Raw genomic sequence first — 19476 nt, 5'->3', positions numbered from 1 at the left:
GGTGCACGAATCGTTACGCAACATCCTTGTCGGGTGTTGCGCAACTTTTTGTGTGTCTGAAAGTACCTTTTCCTTTCTTCGAGAGGGGGCAGGGGTGTGTGAGTTTTTATGTTGCCCGTGTGTAGCAAGAAACGTTAAAAAAGGAAAGCGATAGTAATAGAAGCAATATAAAAATGAAAAAGGTGACAGATATGATACAAATTGAAAAACAAAGAGATAGAAAACAAAACACTCTCTCTTTCTTACCGAGAAAGAGAGAGTGTATCAAAATGCTTGACTCCGGTCCGAAATCGGGTGCTAAAGTAGCATCTTTTAACGAGAACGGCAAAGAACAGGGCTATAATTTGATACAATTTAATAATCTTAAAAGTCCGAATGCCCCACAGGTGTAAATCCCGTTTCTGAGAAAACGCCTGTAACCTGCTGAACAACAATAGCTGCGTACCACACGCTCCAACTCTCTCTTTCTCGGTAAGAAAGAGATTTTGGGAAAGTGTTAAAACCGCGCAGATGTAGTAGTAAAAAAAGGTAAAGGGTATGAGAACAAAGAGCATTCAATTACAAAAACGAGCAGTAATGGCAGTAACAACATTCTTAATATTGGCAACCGGTTGCGACGACCGTTTCGACTCCCGCGGAGGACATCCGTCAGGGGAGGGGAAAATGGTGGATGTAACACTCGACATCGGTCTTGCTGACGAGGCGGACGGCTACGATTTGTCAGGCACTCCCGGAATGTCGGGAACGGCGTCAACACCGTCAACGAAAGCCGGTATAGATCGTGAAAGCGCTTTCGATTTTAGCCTCGTCCCGTCACAGCAGACGAAGGCGGGAACCTCCCTTCAACCGGATGCCCTCTATAATCTTGAAATTCGTCAGTACAGTTCTTCCGGTGCATATCTGGGTGGTAGTGCGACCGTAGAAGCCAGTACGGCTATCGGCACTAAAATAACCCTGAATTTGCAAGCAACCACCCACTGCCAGCTTGTCCTTGTTGCCTGGGGAGTCGGTAATGGCCGCCGTTTGGGAACAGGTGCGCTTAACGCCGTCAAAGACACAATCGGCTCTTACTTTATTAAGGATCTGGCCCCGACAGATCAGACCGACATGAACAAAATGCCCTACGTCCTCCATTTGAAAGATATAAATGTATCTTCCGACGGCCGTATCTACAGTGCCGACGGCGAAGCGATCGACGTCCGCCTGCGCCTGCAACGGTTGGCTGCCCGATTGACATTTACCTGGGATTATAAAGTCGACGGTTATACCCCGCAACAAATCCTGATCCACAGCATCCCGACCCAGTATAAGGTGGTAGCTTCACCGGATAAAAAAGACAATACCTATCCGTCGCTGCTCGACCAGTTCACGACGATACAGTATCTAAATAGCACCACCGCCGGCAGCTATTCCTGTTGGATTCCGGCGAACGTGCGCGGCAGCAATCCTGCTGCCACCTCGCAGCTCTACCGTATCAAGTCGAACGCCCCGACCGGCAGCTCGTATATCCGTTTCATAGCAGTAAATAATACAGATGCTAAAAAGAAGTTAGACTACCGCATCTACTTGGGGGGCAAAGAGACGACCGATTTCAACCTCTACGGGAATCATGACTATGCCTATGAGGCTGCATTCAAGCATAGCTCCACGAATTTGCCGGTCAATGACCGTCGTGTGACGATCGTCGACCCGATCCCCGCCTCGCAAGACAACAACAATTTCGTACCGACCGCCAACTGCTTTATGGTGGCTCCCGGTGGCGCGTTCTGCTTCAATCCCTATAAATATACGGTCAATGGCAGCCCGGTTGACAACACGCTGTTGAAGAGCTGGTGTCCTGAAGGTACAAAAATCCAGTCCGTAAGAGTTCTGTGGCAAACCCTTGAGAACGGTGATGTGGGCGACCCCGTCTTAGGTACGGCCAACTCTTCGGACGACCATACGAATATCGTAGACCTGAAGAACGGCGATGACTTTGCGAATGCCCGCATCTACTGCCGTGTCGCCCCGAATACGACCGGCGGCAGCGGAGTGATCGCCGCTTATGCCAGCACGGACGGCACTGGCGACCCGCTTTGGAGTTGGCATATCTGGGTGACTGATTATGCCCCCGATGCAATGGCAAACGCAACTGTAGACGATCCGAACAAGAGAGTCCAGTTATATACATATGGAAACCATCCGAATACATACCCGATGATGGATCGCAATTTAGGAGCGTTAGCCGGCTATACGGACGTGCCGGAAGACGACCTGGCCAAATCCAAGGCGAATGGTTTCCATTATCAATGTGGCAGGAAAGATCCGTTTCCAAGTACATATTCTTCGTCTATAGAAGGTAGTTCGATAACCGTAAATACAGATAAACTGACTCCGGGCATGTTGAATTATTATCAGCCGGATGGCGTTTCTTATTTTGTCAGGATTGCCAAAGAAAGTGAGGTAACTATTAGGGGATCTTTTCAGCATCCGACAACGACATACACGGGGACACATAAATGGTGTTCCGAGTCGAATTCTAATCTATGGAATAACAGTACGAAGAACTTCTATGATCCTTGTCCGGCCGGTTGGCGTGTTCCGAGCAAGCAAAACTATCGTTCGTTATTCACCAATGTCTCGTATGAGACAAGTTCAAAGCTTGAGTCCAAAGAACCGATGAATATGAAGAACCTGTCGACCTTGTCGAAAGACGGGGGAGCGGTCGTTTATTTTGAACAGAGTAATTCCGGACGTAGTACCTATATCCGTATGACGGGCTATCAGGATCACTCGGATTCTTTTATCAACATTGGCGGAATGGGGAATTTATGGTGTCGGGAATCAAATGGCGATAATTTAGCTTTTGCCTTGTCTGTTAGTAAAAAAGGAATTGCCTCAGATGCGTATAATATTTCCGGTGTATGGGAGCTCCGGGATTCCCATCCGGTTCGTTGTATCCAGGACAGGCGTTGAAAAGAAATAACCCTTGATAAAAGACGATACGAACGGCTGTTTTTGGCAAAGCCCCGTGTGTAGCAAGAAACGTTAAAAAAGGAAAGCGATAGTAATAGTAACAGTATAAAAATGAAAAAGGTGACAGATATGATACAAATTGAAAAACAAAGAGATAGAAAACAAAACACTCTCTCTTTCTTACCGAGAAAGAGAGAGTGCATCAAAATGCTTGATTCCTGTTCGAAATCGGGTGCTAAAGTAGCATCTTTTAACGAGAACGGCAAAGAATAGGGCTATAATTTGATACAATTTAATAATCTTAAAAATCCGAATGCTCTACAGACGTAAATCCCGTTTCTGAGAAAACGCCTGTAACCTGCTGAACAACAATAGCTGCGTACCACACGTTCCAACTCTCTCTTTCTCGGTAAGAAAGAGATTTTGAGAAAGTGTTAAAACCGCGCAGATGTAGTAGTAAAAAAAGGTAAAGGGTATGAGAACAAAGAGCATTCAATTACAAAAACGAGCAGTAATGGCAGTAACAACATTCTTAATATTGGCAACCGGTTGCGACGACCGTTTCGACTCCCGCGGAAGACATCCGTCAGGGGAGGGGAAAATGGTGGACGTAACACTTGACATTGGTCTGGCTGACGAGGCGGACAGCTACGATTTGTCAGGTACTCCCGGAATGTCGGGAACGGCGTCAACGTCCTCAACGCCGGCAACGAAAAGCGGCATGGATCGTGAAAGCGCTTTCGATTTCAGGCTCGTCCCGTCACAGCAGACGAAGGCGGGAACCTCCTATCAACCGGATGCCCTATACAACCTGGAAATCCGCCAGTACAATAGTTCTAATGGACATTTGAGGGGGGCTGCCTTTGAAAAGATCGACCTCGGCACTAAAATAACCCTGGCTTTACAGGAAGCCACTCGCTGTCAGCTTGTCCTTGTCGCTTGGGGAGCCGGTAATAACCGCCGTTTGGGAACGGGTGCGCTTGACGCTGTTAAAGACACGATCGGCTCTTACCTTATTAAGGATCTGGACCCGGCAAACCAGCAAGACATGAACAAAATGCCTTATGTGCTCCACCTGAAAGACGTCAATGTATCCTCCGACGGCCGTATCTATAGCAAGGACGGCGAAGCAGTTGATGTCCGCCTGCGCCTCCAGCGATTGGCAGCCCGTTTGACATTTACCTGGGATTATAAAGTCGACGGTTATACCCCGCAACAAATCCTGATCCACAGCATCCCGACCCAGTATAAGGTGGTAGCTTCACCGGATAAAAAAGACAATACCTATCCGTCGCTGCTCGACCAGTTCACGACGATACAGTATCTAAATAGCACCACCGCCGGCAGCTATTCCTGCTGGATTCCGGCGAATGTGCGCGGTAGCAACCCTGCTGCCACCTCGCAGCTTTATCGTATCAAATCGAACGCCCCTACCGGCAGCTCGTATATCCGCTTCATAGCCGTAAATAATACGGATGCTAAAAAGAAGTTAGACTACCGCATCTACTTAGGCGGCAAGGAGACGACCGATTTCAATCTGTACGGGAACCACGACTATGCCTATGAGGCTTCATTCAAGCATAGCTCCACGAATTTGCCGGTCAATGACCTCCGCGTGACGATTGTCGACCCGATCCCCGCTTCGCAAGACAACAACAACTTTGTGCCGACCGCCAACTGCTTTATGGTGGCTCCCGGCGGCGCGTTCTGCTTCAATCCCTATAAATATACGGTCAATGGCAGCCCGGTTGACAACACGCTGTTGAAGGGCTGGTGTCCTGAGGGTACAAAAATCCAGTCCGTAAAAGTCCTGTGGCAAACCCTTGAGAACGGCGATGTCGGCGACCCCGTTTTAGGCACGGCCAACTCTTCGGCCGACCATACGAATATTGTAGACCTGACCGACGGCGCGAATTTCGATAAAGCCCGCATCTACTGCCGTGTCGCCCCGAATACGACCGGCGGCAGCGGAGTGATAGCCGCTTATGACGGCGCGAACGGAACGGGTAATATCCTTTGGAGCTGGCATGTTTGGGTTACGGAATACAGTCCTAACCCTACAGGGAATGAATCTGTAGATGACCCGCTTAAAAGAAAACAAAAGTATACCAATAGGACAGCCGATCAACTACCGATGATGGATCGTAATCTGGGAGCAATGGCCGGCTATACAGAGACTCCTCCTTCTGCTTTAGAGAAATCTAAAACGCATGGTTTTCATTATCAATGGGGGAGAAAAGACTTGTTCCCAAGTTCTTATACATCAGATCCAAGCATTACTGAAATACCTGCAGATTTGTCAAAACCGACAAGAGGGTTATTGAATTTATATCAACCGGATGGTATTTCTTATTATAAGAGAGATATATCGACATCAAATCCTGTCAGTTTCCAGGAAGCCTACCGGCATCCTGCAATCCTCTATAAACCGGCCAGATCCACAGGTTGGAATACGCTGGATGCTTTAAGAACTGCATGGGGCGGTGATGCGGATAAGACTGTTCATGATCCATGCCCGGTCGGATGGCGTGTTACAAAAATTAATGATTATAACGCTTTGTTTCAATCTGATCCGGGTATAAATACAAATACTCCGTTGAATCTGGCAAACAGCAATTTTTCTGCAGATGGTGGTACTGTTGTCCGTTTTGAAAGCAACGAAAAGGGCAGTAGAACAACTTATATTCGATTTACCGGATATTGGAATGGAACTACAACTTATTCGGTGATCGGAAGTGCAACTCTTCTATGGTGTCGTGATAATGTGAATTCATTAGGAACTGATGGTAACAATAGAGAAGCTGGTCGTTTATTAGAGATAAGAATAAATAAGAATACAAATCAACTAACAACTAATGCATTGACTTATACAGGTTGGCTCAAGGAAGCGCTTCCTGTCCGTTGCATCCAGGAACAAAAATAAACAAACAATCAACCCCGGCGCAGGCCGGATAACAAAATAAATTTATAAACATTAAACGAAAGACATTATGGAAAACTTTGAAAAAGAGTATTACTGGGAGTTCTATTTGCGTGACAATCCTTTGACGAAAGACGACGCGAACGACTGCGTAGCCGAAGTGAAGACCGGCCCCAAGACGTTGCGTAACGAAGATATCGCAAAGGAAATCAAACGCCGCGGCTCCGAAACAGAATACGAAACGATCCTTTCGATCGTCTCGCAACATAACGGCATCATCGAAGAAAACCTCCTGAACGGGCAAAGTGTGATGACAGACCTTTGCTTGTTCACGCCTCGCATACCGGGAGCTTTCCCAAGTCCGACCGCACAGTTTAATCCGGCCGTCAATAAGCTGACGCTCGACATCGTGCCTTCCAAGCGTATGCGCGAAGCCTTGAAGAAAGTGAAGACGATCAGCCTCGGTAGAAAACCCGAAGTGGCCGGCATTGACCTCGTCACCGATACCGCCACCGCCCTGACCGACGGTACGATCACGACGAACGACGACATCCGCATCGACGGCAGCCGCATCAAGATTGCCGGCGACGAAGCCGTTGTAGGCGTCTTCTTCGTCACCGAAGACGGCAGCAAGACGGTGAAAGTGTCACGCCGCCTCACCCAGAACGACCCCAGCCGCATCTTAGCCCGCGTTCCGGCACTGGACAACGGCAATTATATCCTCCGTATCGTCACCCAATACCTCCAAGGCAGCCAACTGTTGAAGGAAGCCCGCATTATCGAGTATAAAAAGATGCTCACTGTGGAAGGTGGTGAAGACGAAAGACCGGGCGAACTTTGATGCACGTCTACACCGACACCCTGTGTAACGCTACACAGGTAACCTGTGCCGGGTTACACAGGGTGCGAGGGTAACGTTGCATAGATGCCGAGGGTAACGTTGCACAGGCTTCGAGGGTAACGTTGCACAGATACCGAGGGTAACGTTACACAGGCCATCGGTGTAAAAAACGCCTGTCAAAGGCTGATAAAAGATACAATTTACAAAGAACAAAATATGAAACTGAACAACACATCGTTTTCCCACCTGCTCCTGCTTGCTATCGCTTTAGTAGCCGGTACCAGCTGCAAGTCAGACGATCCGGAGCCGCACGAAGGGCAAGGGCAGCTTGCCGCCACGGTCATGGCGGTAGACGGGCATTCGCTGGCATTGCATGTCTACGGGGAGGACCGGAAACCTGCACTCGAAAAGACGTCCGAACCCCTGTCAGCCTCCTGGCAACTGAACGAATGGCTCCCTGCCGGGACCTATTGCGTGCTGGCAAGGGCCGTCCCCGCCGGCGAGGTTATTCCGGAGACGGAGCTTGCCGGCGGCGATAACCTGTCTACCGCCCGTATCGCCGTGAAGGGGGCCGGACAAGACGGGCTGCTCGCCTCGCTCACACAGCCGGTCTATGCCGCCATGAACCATTCGTGCGAGATCCGTGCAGGTGAAACCTGCAACCTCGAACTGGTCCACAAAGATATACGCAAGACGTTGCGCCTGACGGTGAACGCGCCCGTCTCCGGCCTGACTGCCGGGGGGACGCTTTCAGGAGTCGCTTCGGCCCTGCGCGTGTCCGACGGCGTCTCGGTCGAAGCTGCCGGCCTCGCCCTCTCGTTGGAACCTCGCGGCGGGCAGGACGGATGCAGCACGACCGCCTCCATCCTCGGCATCGTCGAGGAAGGCGCCCACCTGCTGACGCTCACCCTGCACACGCCCGAAGGCAATGCCTTCCCATTCAGCGAAGACATCACCGAACCGCTGAAACAGGCGATGGCCGCCGGGGGAGAGGTGATCGATGTGGTGGTCACCCCCGGCATGTTGGAACCGGTACGCCTCTATACAGGCATCCGGACGCGTGCGGTGGTGGACGAGTTCGACGATACACCCGTGTCGCTCGCCGTCGGAACGGCTGCCGGGCAGTATGCGGACAGCTGGCAGGGAACCGCCTCGGACAACGAGATCGTGCTCTCGCCCCGCCGTTATTATCCGGCTGACGGGTCGGCGCTCTACCTGCGCGGGTATTATCCGGTCGCCCCGCTCCGGAACGGAAAGGTGCACTACGAGTTGACCGGCCAGGAAGACCTGATGCTGTCGGTGGAACAGAACGGGTCGCTCGGACGGCGTTTCGATGCCGTGACGACTCCGCTCACCTACAGCCATCTGCTGTCGCAGCTTAACTTCACGTTGAAGCTGAAAGGGGTGTCAGGCGGCTATAAGGTGCGCTCCGTCAAGCTGAACGGGCTGGCGTCTACTGCCGTTGTGGATCTCTCGACCGGCAAGGTCGAACCATCGGGCAGCGCCGGGCCTGTCGTGGTCTATGCCGATCCCGGTACGGGCGGTTTCCCGATTGTCGACGGAGTGGCTACGTTGCCCGGCTATGTCTTGGTGCAGCCCGAAGCTACGCTGACGCTCGACTTGGTGTTGGCGGAGGACGGCAACCCGGCTCACGACCATTCGTTCAAGGACCTCCCGGTCAGCTTCGACGATGGAGGCGGTGAAGGGGGAAAAGCCTATAATGTCGAGATCTCGATCGAGGCGCCCGATCCTAAGCCGGACCCGACACCTGATCCCGATCCCGACCCGACACCTGATCCGACACCCGACCCGGAACCCGATCCGAAGCCCGACCCGGAACCTCCCGTTACGGATGGAGTGAAGATTATAGTGACCGCTACGGTTATCGCCTGGAATCAGGGCGATAGCGGTAACGCAGATATGTGATTTTTTATTTACTAACTAATTATTCATAAATTATTTAAAGACATGAAGAAAGTATTTTTAAGTATGGCGGCTTTAGCCTTGGTATTGGCAAGCTGCTCAAAAGAAGAAGTTCCCGGTACAAATCCGGATGAAGTGACAAATGCGGTGGCAATCTGTATCGGACAAACCGTTAAGGGCCTCGAGACAAAAGCTCCCGTCGTAAATGGCAGCAAGGTGGAGGCAACGGTGTTGATGCATGATGCAAGCAGTACATCTGCGGAATGGAACAAATTTAATGCAGTTTATCAGAATACGGTAACCAGTAATGATTTCAATGCCGATACAGACCGTGCAACTGTTTCTACCGGAACGTTTACTGCTGCTTCCGAAGGCGATGGAGGAGAGGTGACTTTGGCTCCGACTCTGTATTATCCGTCTAAATCGTCTACCAACCATGCTTTCTTAGCGGCTGTGGCTCCCAAAGGTTCATTGGATGGCCAGACGGTAAAGATGGCGAAGGTAGACGGCGAGCAGGACGTTATGTATGCTCCGGCTAAAGATTTCGGTGTAAAACCGTCGGGTACTGTAACTGCATCTAATCTGGAATTTGCACACAAGACCACCCAGTTGATTTTTAAGATGAAGATGACAGCTGCTTCTTCAGGAGGCGAGTGGGGTGGAACTGCAACCCTGAAAAGCATCAGCTTGGTAGATGCACAATTGCCCGAAGCTGTGAATTTCACGGATGGTACGGTTAGCTGGACGGCTGCGGCTCCTTTTGCTATTCCGGGAACTGGCAACTGGACAATCGGTACGACAGAAGCACAGGCTGGTAATGCCGTTATGGTGAAAGCCGGAGGTGTCAAGGTGAATGTCGAAATTAATGGAGGCGGCAAGACCTATACCTATAATGATGTAGTTGTAAATAAAGAAAGTACTACGACTCCTTTGGTAGCCGTTGAAGGTTCTTCGCACATTATCACCCTTTCCGTTACGGAACCGGATAAGGCTTCAGGTGCAACGGAAATCAAAGCAACCGCTACAGTCACTGACTGGGTAGCTGGCGACAAAGGTTCTGCCGACCTGAAATAACCTAATATTCATATAAATTACTGACAACATGAAACGAAACATAACAAATCTGCTCCTGTTTTTGGCCCTGCTCCCTGTTACAGGCTGTTCGGATAAGATGGCCCAGGAAGAAAGTGCGCCTGTACCTATTAATTTGTATGCCACCGGAAAAGACCTGTCTGCTGTTACCAAAGCAACGGAAATAGTGCCGTTTGGTACCACGATTTTCGCCAGTACGCAATCCGGCGTTTACACCACCTTAGACGCGCTCTATGAATGGAAGAAAGAAGCCAATGTAGGAAAGGATGGTTCTGTTTCGTTTACAGACAACTCTAAACCCAGCTACCCGGAAACGGGTGGCTGGATTTATTTGGTTGCCGCTGCGCCGAAAGCCGCTACCATCGATCAGTCGAAGGGAACCGTTACCTACACCCTCAGCAATACTCCGCAAGACATTCTCTATGCGAAAGAAATACGCGGAAGCCGTTGGGATAACCAACGCTTTTCCGGTAATACGAACTCAGCTAACGACAAGCCGCTCGTGTACGACCATCTGCTTACGCAGTTGAAGTTTAAAGCCAAGAAAGTTAACAATACCGCTAAATCGGTCAAAGTCACGAAGATCTCCGTCAAGAACGTGAAAAACGTCCTGTCCGTGCCCCTTGCCACCGGCAAGCCCGTCTGTTCTGGCAGTGCTCAGTTGGACCTGACCCCCGCAAACGGCGTGGAGGTATCCGGCACGCTCACCGCTATCGGGTCGCTCTTGCTCCCTCCGTTGGAAAGCGGAAGCTATTCCATCACTGTTGAAACCTCTATCGGGATCTTTTCGGATGTGCCCATCACCTTTGACAAGGGCACTCCCCAGCCGTTTCAATCCGGCGTCTCGCACGAAATCACCCTTGCGATCAGCGATGCCTCGTTGGAGGTCGTCACGGTCAATGTTGCTGATTGGGGGAATCAGACTGGTGGCAGTGATTTACCAATCAACTAAGCGTCTCAATTTAAACAAAAGTATGACATCATGATAAAAAATAGATACATCGTCCTTTTCCTCGCGTTGCCGCTCTTCTGCTCTTGTAGCAAGGAAGCGGGAGAGGAGGTGAACCCGAATGCCCCCGCCGGCTTGGAGGCCCGCATCGCGGGCGTCTCCTTGGTGACGCGCGGAGGGGCGGCTACGGCTTCCGATATTTCCACTCTCGGCATTTATGCTGTAAACAGTGTAAGCACTGAAACAGCCTACGGTACGGCGCCCTCCGGCACTTATTGCGAATATAAAATCGATAAGGGTGTCGCTTCACCCAAGGATGCAGCCGCCCCGCTATGGTTATACAGGGAAAAAGCCACTATCTTTTCCTGCCATCCGGCGCCGTCTTCTGCTTCCGACATTGCATCGGGGGGTACGGCCGCCGATCCCGCTCCGACCGTCAAGATCCCGGCTGCTGCTATCGGCCATACCCAGTCAGCCATCGCAACGGTGAGCGGTAACGTGTATGACTTTGCCGATGCCGCCCACGACTATATGTATGGCGTCGCCTACGATGACACGAAGTCCACGGATGCAGCTAAGTTTCTCACCACGCAACCCGTAGCCGACAATGGCCATGCCGGGGCAGGCACTTCCGGGCCGAAGGTCGCGATCGGCCTGAAACATGCTTTCGCCCAGATTAAACTGATAATCTCCAAAGACGCAGCTTACAAGGGGGATGCTAAAATAACGCAGGTGACCTATACCCGCAAGATGAAGACCTTGAAGTCCGATGGCTCCACCACCATGAGCTTGAAAGACGGGGCGTTGGCCAATACGGCCGATCTTGCCGATACACCCTGCTCATTCACTTTTGCCGCATCGGGAGGAGTTGCCACGACAGAAGCGACAGGAGATAAGGCCGCTCCCGTTATCCTTGTCAACTATGTGCTGCCCAACGCGGCTTCCAAATCAACCTTTTCCGTCACCGTAGACGGCAAGGCGATGACTATGCAACATGCGAGCGACCCGGAATGGGAAGCCGGCAACATATACTCCTATACGATCACCATCAAACCGACCGGCCTGGCACTGACCGGCTTTACCGTTATCGCGTGGAAAGATGAATCGCAACCGGACATACCAACTATCTAACGATACGAACAAGATATGAAACAGAAAAAGATATACAGCCCTGTGTGGGCGCTTATTTTGGGGATGGGGATGATCGGAGGGGCTTGCTCCTCCGACGAACTGGCCGGTAGAGGGCAGGAGGAAGTGCGGCTGCAGCCGCACTTCTATGCCGGTACGCCGGAAACCCGCTCGATTGTCAACGGAACATCCTCGGCCGGAGGTGCAGACAAGATCAACACGGTCGCGCTCTTTGTCACCCGGAAAGATAACCATGTCGCTTATCCGGGGGTGACAGCAAGTGGCAAACTAAACGGTTACTCGCTTTTCACCAAGCAGAGCGACGACACCTGGACAGGAGATCCCGAGGTCAAGCTCGCGAATATAGAAGCCCGCATGTATGCCTATTCGCCATCCGACAACACGGTTACACCTGCTACTAACGCCGATACGCATACCATCCCGATCAGCATCCCTGCCGACCAAACCTTTGCAGGCGGAACAAGCGGCAGCGAAGGAAACGGCTGGGAGTGCAGCGGAACCGATTACCTGTACGGGACAACCTCGCAGGAGATAGGCACAGTTGGCGATATCACGGCCAGCAATACGAGTTATAAGCCGTCCGTATATCTGCATCACGCCCTTGCGCAGGTCGTCTTTAAGCTGCAAACCGTTTCCGGCCGGCCGGTAGACAATACCTACGATTTCGTAAAGAAGATCACGCTGACGGCAACCGGTGACTATTTCCGGACCGGAACGTCTGGCACGATGCTACTGAAAGACGGAACGCTCGGCGCACTAACGGCCGGGAAGGCTCTCACCTTTGCGCCATCTGTTGCTGCCTCTGCCGTAAAATGCGGGGACGGTGCTAACCCGAAGGTGGTCGCCTATGGCTTGGTCGCCCCCATGACCACTGCACCGGCAGCAAGCTCGATACATCTCACGATCCTGTTGGGCAAGCCGGCAGCGGAGGATGGCGAACGCGAACTGACCGTTACGATCCCGGCTCCGGTGCAGTGGACAAAAGGAAAACGCTATATCTACACCCTCAACCTGAGCAACCGGGCCGTGACTGTAGATGCCACCACGACAATAACGGAATGGACACCCCAGGAAGATAGCGGGGATATGAAACCGGATGGATTTTAATTGATAAAGAAAGGAATAAGAGATATGAAACATTGCAATCGCACAAATATCCTGCTTCGGGTAACCGGCTGTTTCCTGTTGGCTGCCTGCTGGAGCTGCTCTATGGAACTGCCACAGGGCTTAGTGGCGGATGAGGCTACACCCGTCAAAATCATGGCGGAGATACAAGAATTGTCGCAGACGAAAGCCGATCCGATGACAACAGCTAACAGCTATGACCGCAGCTCGTTTATCTCGGCAGACAAGATACGTGTCTACAGGCTTATAGGCGGAACTGTCGTACAGCAGGAAGACTATGCCTATTCCGGTTCCGCCTGGTCTACAACGGCTACCAACCCGGTCACTTTGCAGGCCGGCTCCACCTACTTGGCGAGTTATCCGTCCGACTATACGGGCATCCTGCAAGACCAGTCGGCTATGGGTGGGGCCGGTTTCCTGAAAAGCAACTATTTGAAGAGCAAGACAGTTACTTCCCGCGACGGAATACTTCATTTTACCGGGGATGGCGCCTTTGAACGCCAGAATGCCAAACTGACGCTTGTGTTTAAACTGCATGGCGGAGGGGCGCCCGACGGAGATTTCACGAATGCTTTGCTGTCCGCCCCCGGACTGATTAGCGGAGGGTCTAATGATGAAAATATAACCTTGTATCGGCCGGATGCAAGCGCTTATACCTGGTGCGGCATCGTATACCCGAAAGGAGCATCGACAACTATCTCTCTGCAATTGACTTATAAGGGGGTTGTTTATAAAGCGTCTTTGTCTTGCGGCCTTGCTGCCGGCACGCATTATACATATACGATGACCTTGAAAGACGATATATTAGTTCCGCAAGGAGGTGCGGTTGAAGATTGGAAGAGCGATCCTAACGGTGATTATTCAGGAGAGTTTAATTAAGTAATGCAGTATATATAATATGGAAAGATTACAAATGAACATGATTGTAAAGGCTCTCGGACTGGCTGCCTGCTTCTTATTGGCCGGTTGTTCGCCCGAGCAACCCATAGGCGAGATGTCTCCGCTCGAAGTCGAAGCGGTAATTCCTGCCCAAACAAAGGCAGGTACTTCCGGCCTGGATAAAATGGCTTTTGTTGATACTGATTCGATAACAGTGACGAAGAGCGGCGGTACTCCTTCCGCTGTCTACAAATACGATCTGACAAATGACCGTTGGCTGCCAAAGACCGGAACCGGGCTTTCTACCACCGGGGGAGAAACATTTGTCGCTTCCTGGAAACCGGTAGATTTTACGGGTATAGTCGAAGACCAGACTTCTGAAGATAAATATAAGAAATGCTATGAACTGGCTGCTTCGAGTACGGCAACTGCCAATCTGGTAAAGTTCAAATTTGCTCCGGTAGCTGCGAAGATAACGATAATCGTGAGTTATGCCTTGGAGAGTACTGAGGGGTCAGCTTCTCTGAAAGGAAATAAGCTGATCAGTGATACCGATACTGAGCAGACAATCAGTTTTCATCCGGTTACTAACTCCGGTAAGAAACATACTTTTGTAGGGCTTGTCCATCCGGGCGATGCTAAAAAGTACACGATCTCTGTGACTTATAAGGATCTTGCTACTCCTTATACATATGCGGTAAATAGTAAAAATCTGCAGGCTGGCTATAATTATATCTATAATTTCTCGACCGATAACAAGACGTATTTAATCCTGAATAGCATTACAGTAGTGGATTTCGTGAAACAAAGCGAAACTTCCGCCGGTGATGCGACATAAAATAGAAACATTATAATATCAACAGTATGAAACATCTTATATTATATCCGTTAATGGGCTTGGCCCTCTGTACGGGCTGCACGGCGAATCTGCCGGGAGAGGACGGTACCTCATTGCATCTCCTTTCTGTCACCCTGCCGGATGATGAAGGAACGACAAAAGCAGCCGTCAGCACTATAAGCGACGTGAATGTTTATCTGACGAAGAGCGACGGTTCGGATTATGAGGCCGGTAAATCATTTATGAAGTTTTCAAATAAATCCGGTTCGTGGACCCCGGATCACGAGGTAGAATTGACTGCTGCCAGTGGCTCTGCTAAGGTTTATGGATGTTATCCGGCGGATAATACTATCACGAACGATGGAGTGATGCCTAAAATATCGGTTACTTTGTTGGATTCCGACGATTTTTCGGGCACCGGCCAGAGCGATTACCTCTATGCGACCACTTCTAAGGGAACAACTGTTGCCGAGGCGTCGTCGACTGCCCGGAGTGTCAATCTCCAAATGAACCATGCACTGGCAAAAATCAGCTTCCGGGTCAGCAAGGCATCGGGAGTGACAGAGAAGATGACGCTGACTGCTATCGATATCGTAAGCCGTAACAGCCGCCTGTTGAAAGGAGACGGGACGATGTTGCTGAACGACGGCACGCTGAATGCTCCCCAGACCGACAGTCTCCATCTGAAAGGGAGTATCGAGTTGGCGGTTTCACAGACTGCGGCTAATGTGAATTGCCTCGCCGCCCCGATGAAGGGTGCGGAGCCTTCGCTCTCTTTTTCGCTGCATGTGAAAGTGGGGGACGTCGAACGTGTTTTCACAACCGCTCCGGTCTCTGCTTCCGTGCATTGGGAGAAGGGCAAGCAGTACACCTATGCGATCCAGATCAATAAAATGAGCGGTACACTGACGGATGTTTCTATCAATACCTGGCAAACGGATGCAAGCCCGAATACGAGTATCGGTATCTGACAGGAGTAAAAGTCATGAATAATAAATAATAAGGATGATGATAAAAAGGATTTACACACAGATAACGGCGGCTTTGCTTTTGTTTACGGCTTGTACGGCTAACTTGCCGGACGATGGCAGCCAGACACCCGAAGACAAAGGCGAACCGGTGAACATCGCTTTCGAGATGTATAGCGCAGACCTGACTAAAGCCGCTAAGGCCGTTGCAACGGAAGCGATGCAGGAAGGAAAGACATTTCGTATCTATGCTTATAATAGCACGGCCGGCAGCACTCCGGATTTTACGCAGACGCCTGTCGCTTCCGCTATTTATACGGTGAAAAAGCAGGATGCCGGTACGCCAAACGAGAAGTTGGTCGCTACCGGTGATATGAAACTTTACCGGGGTACTTATTATATGTATTTAGTCTCTTACAACGAAGAGAGTTCCTACCCCGAACTAAGCAGCTCAGGCGGAAAGATCAACGTCACGAACGGTAAAGACTTCATGTACACCACACTCGAAAACATCATCGTGCAACCTACCGCACCCGGTGGCAACTCCATGACCGTCCCACTCCCGTCACCTTTTATCCGCTTGGGATCACAGGTGGTGGTAAGGGCGGCGGCAAAGAATGGTTCGCAACCAGTATCTATAGATAAACTGGAAGTGCGTGAGATTAAAGTAAGCGGCCTGCCGGCTTCATTAGATTACACATTGGGTAAGACAACTTGGGAAACTAATGCCGATTATGCTGCCTCTTATACTTATCCCGGAGATGGTTTTAAACGATATGATGTAAATGGAAATCCAGGAAGTAATACGTTTGATTTCTGGACAAGCCCTGCTCAGGTACTGTTGCCGGTAGATGGCAGTAGTTTGCTAAAGTTTAGTGTGAAATTGTGGGTTCAGTATAGTTCGGGAACAAAAGAGGTAACGAAAGAATATCCTGCTTCTATTCAAAAAGTATTACTTCCCGGAATGGCTTACGTTTTCGATTTTACGCTAACATTCTATGGAGAGATCGTTCCATCTGACTTGACGCTTGCCGTTAAAGAGTATAATACGATACCGCTTGATACGGATGGAATGGGAGAATAGTATAACCTTTATAAATCAGATGAAAGATGAATAATACAATGAATAAGATTACTGGTCTGTCTATGGTTCTTATGACTTGTGGTCTATTACTTATGTCATGTGACACAAGTTTGCCTGCCAATAGTAATGAGGACCATGGAATGGTAATCCGGTTGGAACTGCCCAAATCTTTGGATGTAACGACCAAAGGAGGATCATTAGATGGGATAACCATCAATAATGTGTGGGTATTGCAATATGCAAACAATACGAATGAATTGCTGAAAGCAAGTAAGTTTTCTGGAACTGAAATTAGTAATAAGGTTAATGCTGGAACTTTGGAAGTGCAAACAGATGGTTTCTCTGAGGCTGAAAGTAACTTTTATGTGATAGCGAATGCCGGCGATGACTTTTTGGCTAAAGCAGATACTCTTCGTGAGGGAGCAACGGCGAAACCTATTGCAGAGGACAGTTTGAAAAAGAAGACTATTGCGTTGGCTAACTATACATCCGAACCTACTTTTGTGACGGCTGGTAAGATTTTGTTAACACAAGACTCTATCCGTAAATATAATGGTAAAGCTGTTATTGTGGCTCCGTTGGAACGGGCTTTTGCAAGGATGAAGTTAAAATGGAGTAAGAAGGACAATTTTAAAGGGAGTCTCAAAATAACAAAAGTAGATGTCTATAATTTGCCGAAAAAGATGGCTGCATATACCCGTGGGGGTGGTAAGCTTTCTGATAAATATCCGAAATTAAAAGAAGATATAAAAACAGATGCGACTTCTATAACGACCGGTGAACTTAGCGAGGGGAGTGAGCAGGTATTCTATATGCCCGAAAACCTCCGGGGCATGGGAACCGGGACTTCTTTCCCTGAAAAGAACATGCCGGCAAAAGGACCGGATGGTAACCTTGACGGATGTACTTTTATCTTGATGAGCGGGTATTATAAATATCCTCTTGAGTCTGGTTACTCTAAAGATTCCATTACCGTACAATATAAAATCTTTCCGGGTGGTAACCTGACGAACGACTACAATATCCAACGGGGATATTCGTATGACCTGAAAGTGAATATCAGCGGGGCGAACAGCGCCGATGTCCGGGTGACAATAACAGACGGCAGGGTGGCTGTATTTGATGATGTGGTGGTTATGGACCCTGTAAAAGTAGACTTTTGATATGAATAAAACAGAACTATTAAAACGAGTGGCGGACCATTTGTCTATTTCGCATAAAGATATGTTGTACATAATCAATGCTTGGGAAGATATGTTTACCGAAGCGATAAAAGAAGAAGGATATGTCGTGATGAAAGGCTTCGGGTCTTTTACCCTCTGGCAGCAATCAGCCCGTCCGGGTCGTAATCCTAAAACAGGAAAACCTGCTTTAATCTCGGCCCGTAACAGCCTGAAATTTAAGCCTGGCAAAGATCTGTTGCTGAAGCTTAATGAGGGTGTGGATGGAAACTTACATAAAGAATAGCTGAAACTTCGAGGTAATAGCCTCCATCATGTTTCTACATTTATCGATAAATTTTGGTTTGGGAGCTACTACTGCCGTTACAGCCGGAACCTGTCGGCGTGGGTGCGGCTCCCTTTGCCGGGGGTGCGGTTTACGGAGCAAGTGATCCAGCATATTGTCGGATGCTTTATCCATTTTGGCAATTGAAAGCTGGCCCAGATAAATCTCGGTTGTTTGCAATGAAGTGTGCCCCATCGACTGGCTGATAACACTGATCTCCGAGTCGGCTTCCAGCATCATGGATGCCCAGCTATGGCGCATCACATAGGTGGTGAAGGGGATCGGGAAGTTGAACGCCTCGCCAACTTCTTTCAGGTAGGTGTTGACACGGTGTAGAGCCGACTGTGCCGTTATTTTCCCTTTGCCTACGATCTTCTCGTGCAGGAAGGGGAAAACCCAGCGGCTGTCCCTCCGTTTATATTGTTGCATGATCGTATTCATTTCCGGGGTAATCTTCACTTGCAGGGCGACACCTGTTTTACTGCGTATATAATGAATGTACTCATCTTTTACATTCTCCTGCTCTAATTGAAAGACATCGATGAAACACATTCCCCTTGCATAAAAAAGAAAAAGGGATAAATGCAAGGCTTCCAATCGTCCCGGCCGGTTTGAAAACTCCGGAAGTGCCGATATCTCATAAAGGGTGAGCTTCGTCAACATACTGATCTTTTGTTTGGGCAACGCCCGTTTGCGGGTAGGAGGAACCGGAATGTGCACCCCCTCGAACGGGTTACCCGGCGGCAGGTCGATGTCCGGATCTTTCTTTATCTTATTATAAATGGCTTTTAGGTTGCGCAGATAGAAGTTCTGGCTACCCGGCTTTAGCAGGTCGTTGCCGGATGTTTCGTCTTGAAGTAACCATAGCCGGTATTGCCGGACAAGGTCGTTGTTCAAGTCGGAGGGCCTGAACCCGGTTATTCTTTGGCCTAAAAAGGAGGAAAACTTGTTCCAGGCACTCTGGTAATTATTGGCCGTTCTCTCTTTCTCGGCCTCTCTCTTTTTTCGGATAAGCCGCTCTACATAATCGCTCAGTAGCTGATAATTTTCAATAGTTTCTGTATTCATCTCAATCTATTAATTTAGTTTGGCAAAAATGCGTCTTATTTTGTAGCAGAGGGATTAAGAGAACAAAAAAGAGTGAGAAAAAGTTACCCGTCCGTTTGGTTATATTGTTTGATATTAGAAATAAACAACTATCTTTGCACCATAATTATATAAATACTCCGATGAAATTATCTAAGTAA

16 protein-coding genes are annotated in these 19476 nt (G+C 49.5%); 15 read left to right on the top strand and 1 reads right to left on the bottom strand.

Going from position 1 to position 19476, the window contains the following annotated elements:
• Positions 1-173 precede the first annotated feature (173 nt).
• The 15 genes from ACPYIV_RS07940 to ACPYIV_RS07870 all read left to right on the top strand — a co-directional run bounded on the left by ACPYIV_RS07940 (position 174) and on the right by ACPYIV_RS07870 (position 18190).
• Positions 174-392 carry a hypothetical protein gene (locus tag ACPYIV_RS07940; RefSeq protein WP_425886286.1) on the top strand — a complete coding sequence of 73 codons (219 nt, stop codon included), beginning with the start codon at positions 174-176 and terminating at the stop codon, positions 390-392.
• Between the two features lie 184 nt (positions 393-576).
• Positions 577-2955: an FISUMP domain-containing protein gene (locus tag ACPYIV_RS07935; RefSeq protein WP_425886285.1), complete on the top strand. Its 2379-nt coding sequence runs from the start codon at positions 577-579 to the stop codon at positions 2953-2955.
• Between the two features lie 514 nt (positions 2956-3469).
• Entirely contained in the window at positions 3470-5878 is a 2409-nt protein-coding gene (locus ACPYIV_RS07930) for a DUF4906 domain-containing protein (protein WP_293740833.1), read from the top strand.
• Positions 5879-5945: 67 nt separating this feature from the next.
• Positions 5946-6716: a DUF4469 domain-containing protein gene (locus ACPYIV_RS07925; protein ID WP_293740832.1), complete on the top strand. Its 771-nt coding sequence runs from the start codon at positions 5946-5948 to the stop codon at positions 6714-6716.
• A gap of 216 nt (positions 6717-6932) precedes the next feature.
• Positions 6933-8642: a fimbrillin family protein gene (locus ACPYIV_RS07920; protein ID WP_425886284.1), complete on the top strand. Its 1710-nt coding sequence runs from the start codon at positions 6933-6935 to the stop codon at positions 8640-8642.
• Positions 8643-8684: 42 nt separating this feature from the next.
• The gene (locus ACPYIV_RS07915; RefSeq protein ID WP_425886283.1) at positions 8685-9713 is read left to right on the top strand and encodes a fimbrillin family protein; all 1029 of its coding nucleotides are present in this window, start codon (positions 8685-8687) and stop codon (positions 9711-9713) included.
• Positions 9714-9741: 28 nt separating this feature from the next.
• A complete protein-coding gene (locus tag ACPYIV_RS07910; protein ID WP_425886282.1) occupies positions 9742-10683 on the top strand; it encodes a fimbrillin family protein in 942 nt (313 codons plus the stop codon).
• A 30-nt stretch (positions 10684-10713) separates the two neighbouring features.
• The gene (locus tag ACPYIV_RS07905) at positions 10714-11811 is read left to right on the top strand and encodes a fimbrillin family protein (RefSeq protein ID WP_425886281.1); all 1098 of its coding nucleotides are present in this window, start codon (positions 10714-10716) and stop codon (positions 11809-11811) included.
• Between the two features lie 15 nt (positions 11812-11826).
• The gene (locus ACPYIV_RS07900) at positions 11827-12936 is read left to right on the top strand and encodes a fimbrillin family protein (RefSeq protein ID WP_425886280.1); all 1110 of its coding nucleotides are present in this window, start codon (positions 11827-11829) and stop codon (positions 12934-12936) included.
• Between the two features lie 24 nt (positions 12937-12960).
• Complete coding sequence (locus tag ACPYIV_RS07895; RefSeq protein WP_425886279.1) at positions 12961-13833, top strand: fimbrillin family protein; 873 nt, start codon at positions 12961-12963, stop codon at positions 13831-13833.
• 19 nt (positions 13834-13852) lie between these two features.
• The gene (locus ACPYIV_RS07890) at positions 13853-14671 is read left to right on the top strand and encodes a hypothetical protein (RefSeq protein WP_425886278.1); all 819 of its coding nucleotides are present in this window, start codon (positions 13853-13855) and stop codon (positions 14669-14671) included.
• 26 nt (positions 14672-14697) lie between these two features.
• Positions 14698-15642 carry a fimbrillin family protein gene (locus ACPYIV_RS07885; RefSeq protein ID WP_425886277.1) on the top strand — a complete coding sequence of 315 codons (945 nt, stop codon included), beginning with the start codon at positions 14698-14700 and terminating at the stop codon, positions 15640-15642.
• A 34-nt stretch (positions 15643-15676) separates the two neighbouring features.
• On the top strand, positions 15677-16723 hold the full coding sequence (locus ACPYIV_RS07880; protein WP_425886276.1) for a hypothetical protein: 1047 nt from the start codon (positions 15677-15679) through the stop codon (positions 16721-16723).
• Between the two features lie 26 nt (positions 16724-16749).
• On the top strand, positions 16750-17886 hold the full coding sequence (locus ACPYIV_RS07875; RefSeq protein WP_293740822.1) for a DUF4906 domain-containing protein: 1137 nt from the start codon (positions 16750-16752) through the stop codon (positions 17884-17886).
• Position 17887: 1 nt separating this feature from the next.
• Positions 17888-18190, top strand: coding sequence for an HU family DNA-binding protein (locus tag ACPYIV_RS07870; protein ID WP_293732928.1), 303 nt, complete (start codon positions 17888-17890; stop codon positions 18188-18190).
• On the opposite strand, the gene ACPYIV_RS07865 is transcribed toward ACPYIV_RS07870, so the two are convergent.
• The gene (locus ACPYIV_RS07865) at positions 18176-19297 is read right to left on the bottom strand and encodes a tyrosine-type recombinase/integrase (protein WP_425886274.1); all 1122 of its coding nucleotides are present in this window, start codon (positions 19295-19297) and stop codon (positions 18176-18178) included. The two genes, ACPYIV_RS07870 and ACPYIV_RS07865, sit on opposite strands and share 15 nt — an antisense overlap.
• Positions 19298-19476: the final 179 nt, after the last annotated feature.

The sequence above is a fragment of the Parabacteroides vesiculifaciens genome, from assembly GCF_049860805.1.
GTDB lineage: Bacteria > Bacteroidota > Bacteroidia > Bacteroidales > Tannerellaceae > Parabacteroides.
Note: the sequence above shows the minus strand (reverse complement) of the source record. Positions and strands in the feature narration are given on the sequence as shown.

What these genes read in the sequence shown, in the direction of transcription:
- ACPYIV_RS07920 (WP_425886284.1), top strand. Translation starts at nt 6,933, where the DNA reads ATGAAACTGAACAACACATCGTTTTCCCACCTGCTCCTGCTTGCTATC.
- ACPYIV_RS07935 (WP_425886285.1), top strand. Translation starts at nt 577, where the DNA reads ATGGCAGTAACAACATTCTTAATATTGGCAACCGGTTGCGACGACCGT.
- ACPYIV_RS07870 (WP_293732928.1), top strand. Translation starts at nt 17,888, where the DNA reads ATGAATAAAACAGAACTATTAAAACGAGTGGCGGACCATTTGTCTATT.
- ACPYIV_RS07865 (WP_425886274.1), bottom strand. Translation starts at nt 19,297, where the DNA reads ATGAATACAGAAACTATTGAAAATTATCAGCTACTGAGCGATTATGTA.
- ACPYIV_RS07900 (WP_425886280.1), top strand. Translation starts at nt 11,827, where the DNA reads ATGAAACAGAAAAAGATATACAGCCCTGTGTGGGCGCTTATTTTGGGG.
- ACPYIV_RS07910 (WP_425886282.1), top strand. Translation starts at nt 9,742, where the DNA reads ATGAAACGAAACATAACAAATCTGCTCCTGTTTTTGGCCCTGCTCCCT.
- ACPYIV_RS07930 (WP_293740833.1), top strand. Translation starts at nt 3,470, where the DNA reads ATGGCAGTAACAACATTCTTAATATTGGCAACCGGTTGCGACGACCGT.
- ACPYIV_RS07905 (WP_425886281.1), top strand. Translation starts at nt 10,714, where the DNA reads ATGATAAAAAATAGATACATCGTCCTTTTCCTCGCGTTGCCGCTCTTC.
- ACPYIV_RS07895 (WP_425886279.1), top strand. Translation starts at nt 12,961, where the DNA reads ATGAAACATTGCAATCGCACAAATATCCTGCTTCGGGTAACCGGCTGT.
- ACPYIV_RS07915 (WP_425886283.1), top strand. Translation starts at nt 8,685, where the DNA reads ATGAAGAAAGTATTTTTAAGTATGGCGGCTTTAGCCTTGGTATTGGCA.
- ACPYIV_RS07925 (WP_293740832.1), top strand. Translation starts at nt 5,946, where the DNA reads ATGGAAAACTTTGAAAAAGAGTATTACTGGGAGTTCTATTTGCGTGAC.
- ACPYIV_RS07890 (WP_425886278.1), top strand. Translation starts at nt 13,853, where the DNA reads ATGGAAAGATTACAAATGAACATGATTGTAAAGGCTCTCGGACTGGCT.
- ACPYIV_RS07880 (WP_425886276.1), top strand. Translation starts at nt 15,677, where the DNA reads ATGATGATAAAAAGGATTTACACACAGATAACGGCGGCTTTGCTTTTG.
- ACPYIV_RS07940 (WP_425886286.1), top strand. Translation starts at nt 174, where the DNA reads ATGAAAAAGGTGACAGATATGATACAAATTGAAAAACAAAGAGATAGA.
- ACPYIV_RS07875 (WP_293740822.1), top strand. Translation starts at nt 16,750, where the DNA reads ATGAATAATACAATGAATAAGATTACTGGTCTGTCTATGGTTCTTATG.
- ACPYIV_RS07885 (WP_425886277.1), top strand. Translation starts at nt 14,698, where the DNA reads ATGAAACATCTTATATTATATCCGTTAATGGGCTTGGCCCTCTGTACG.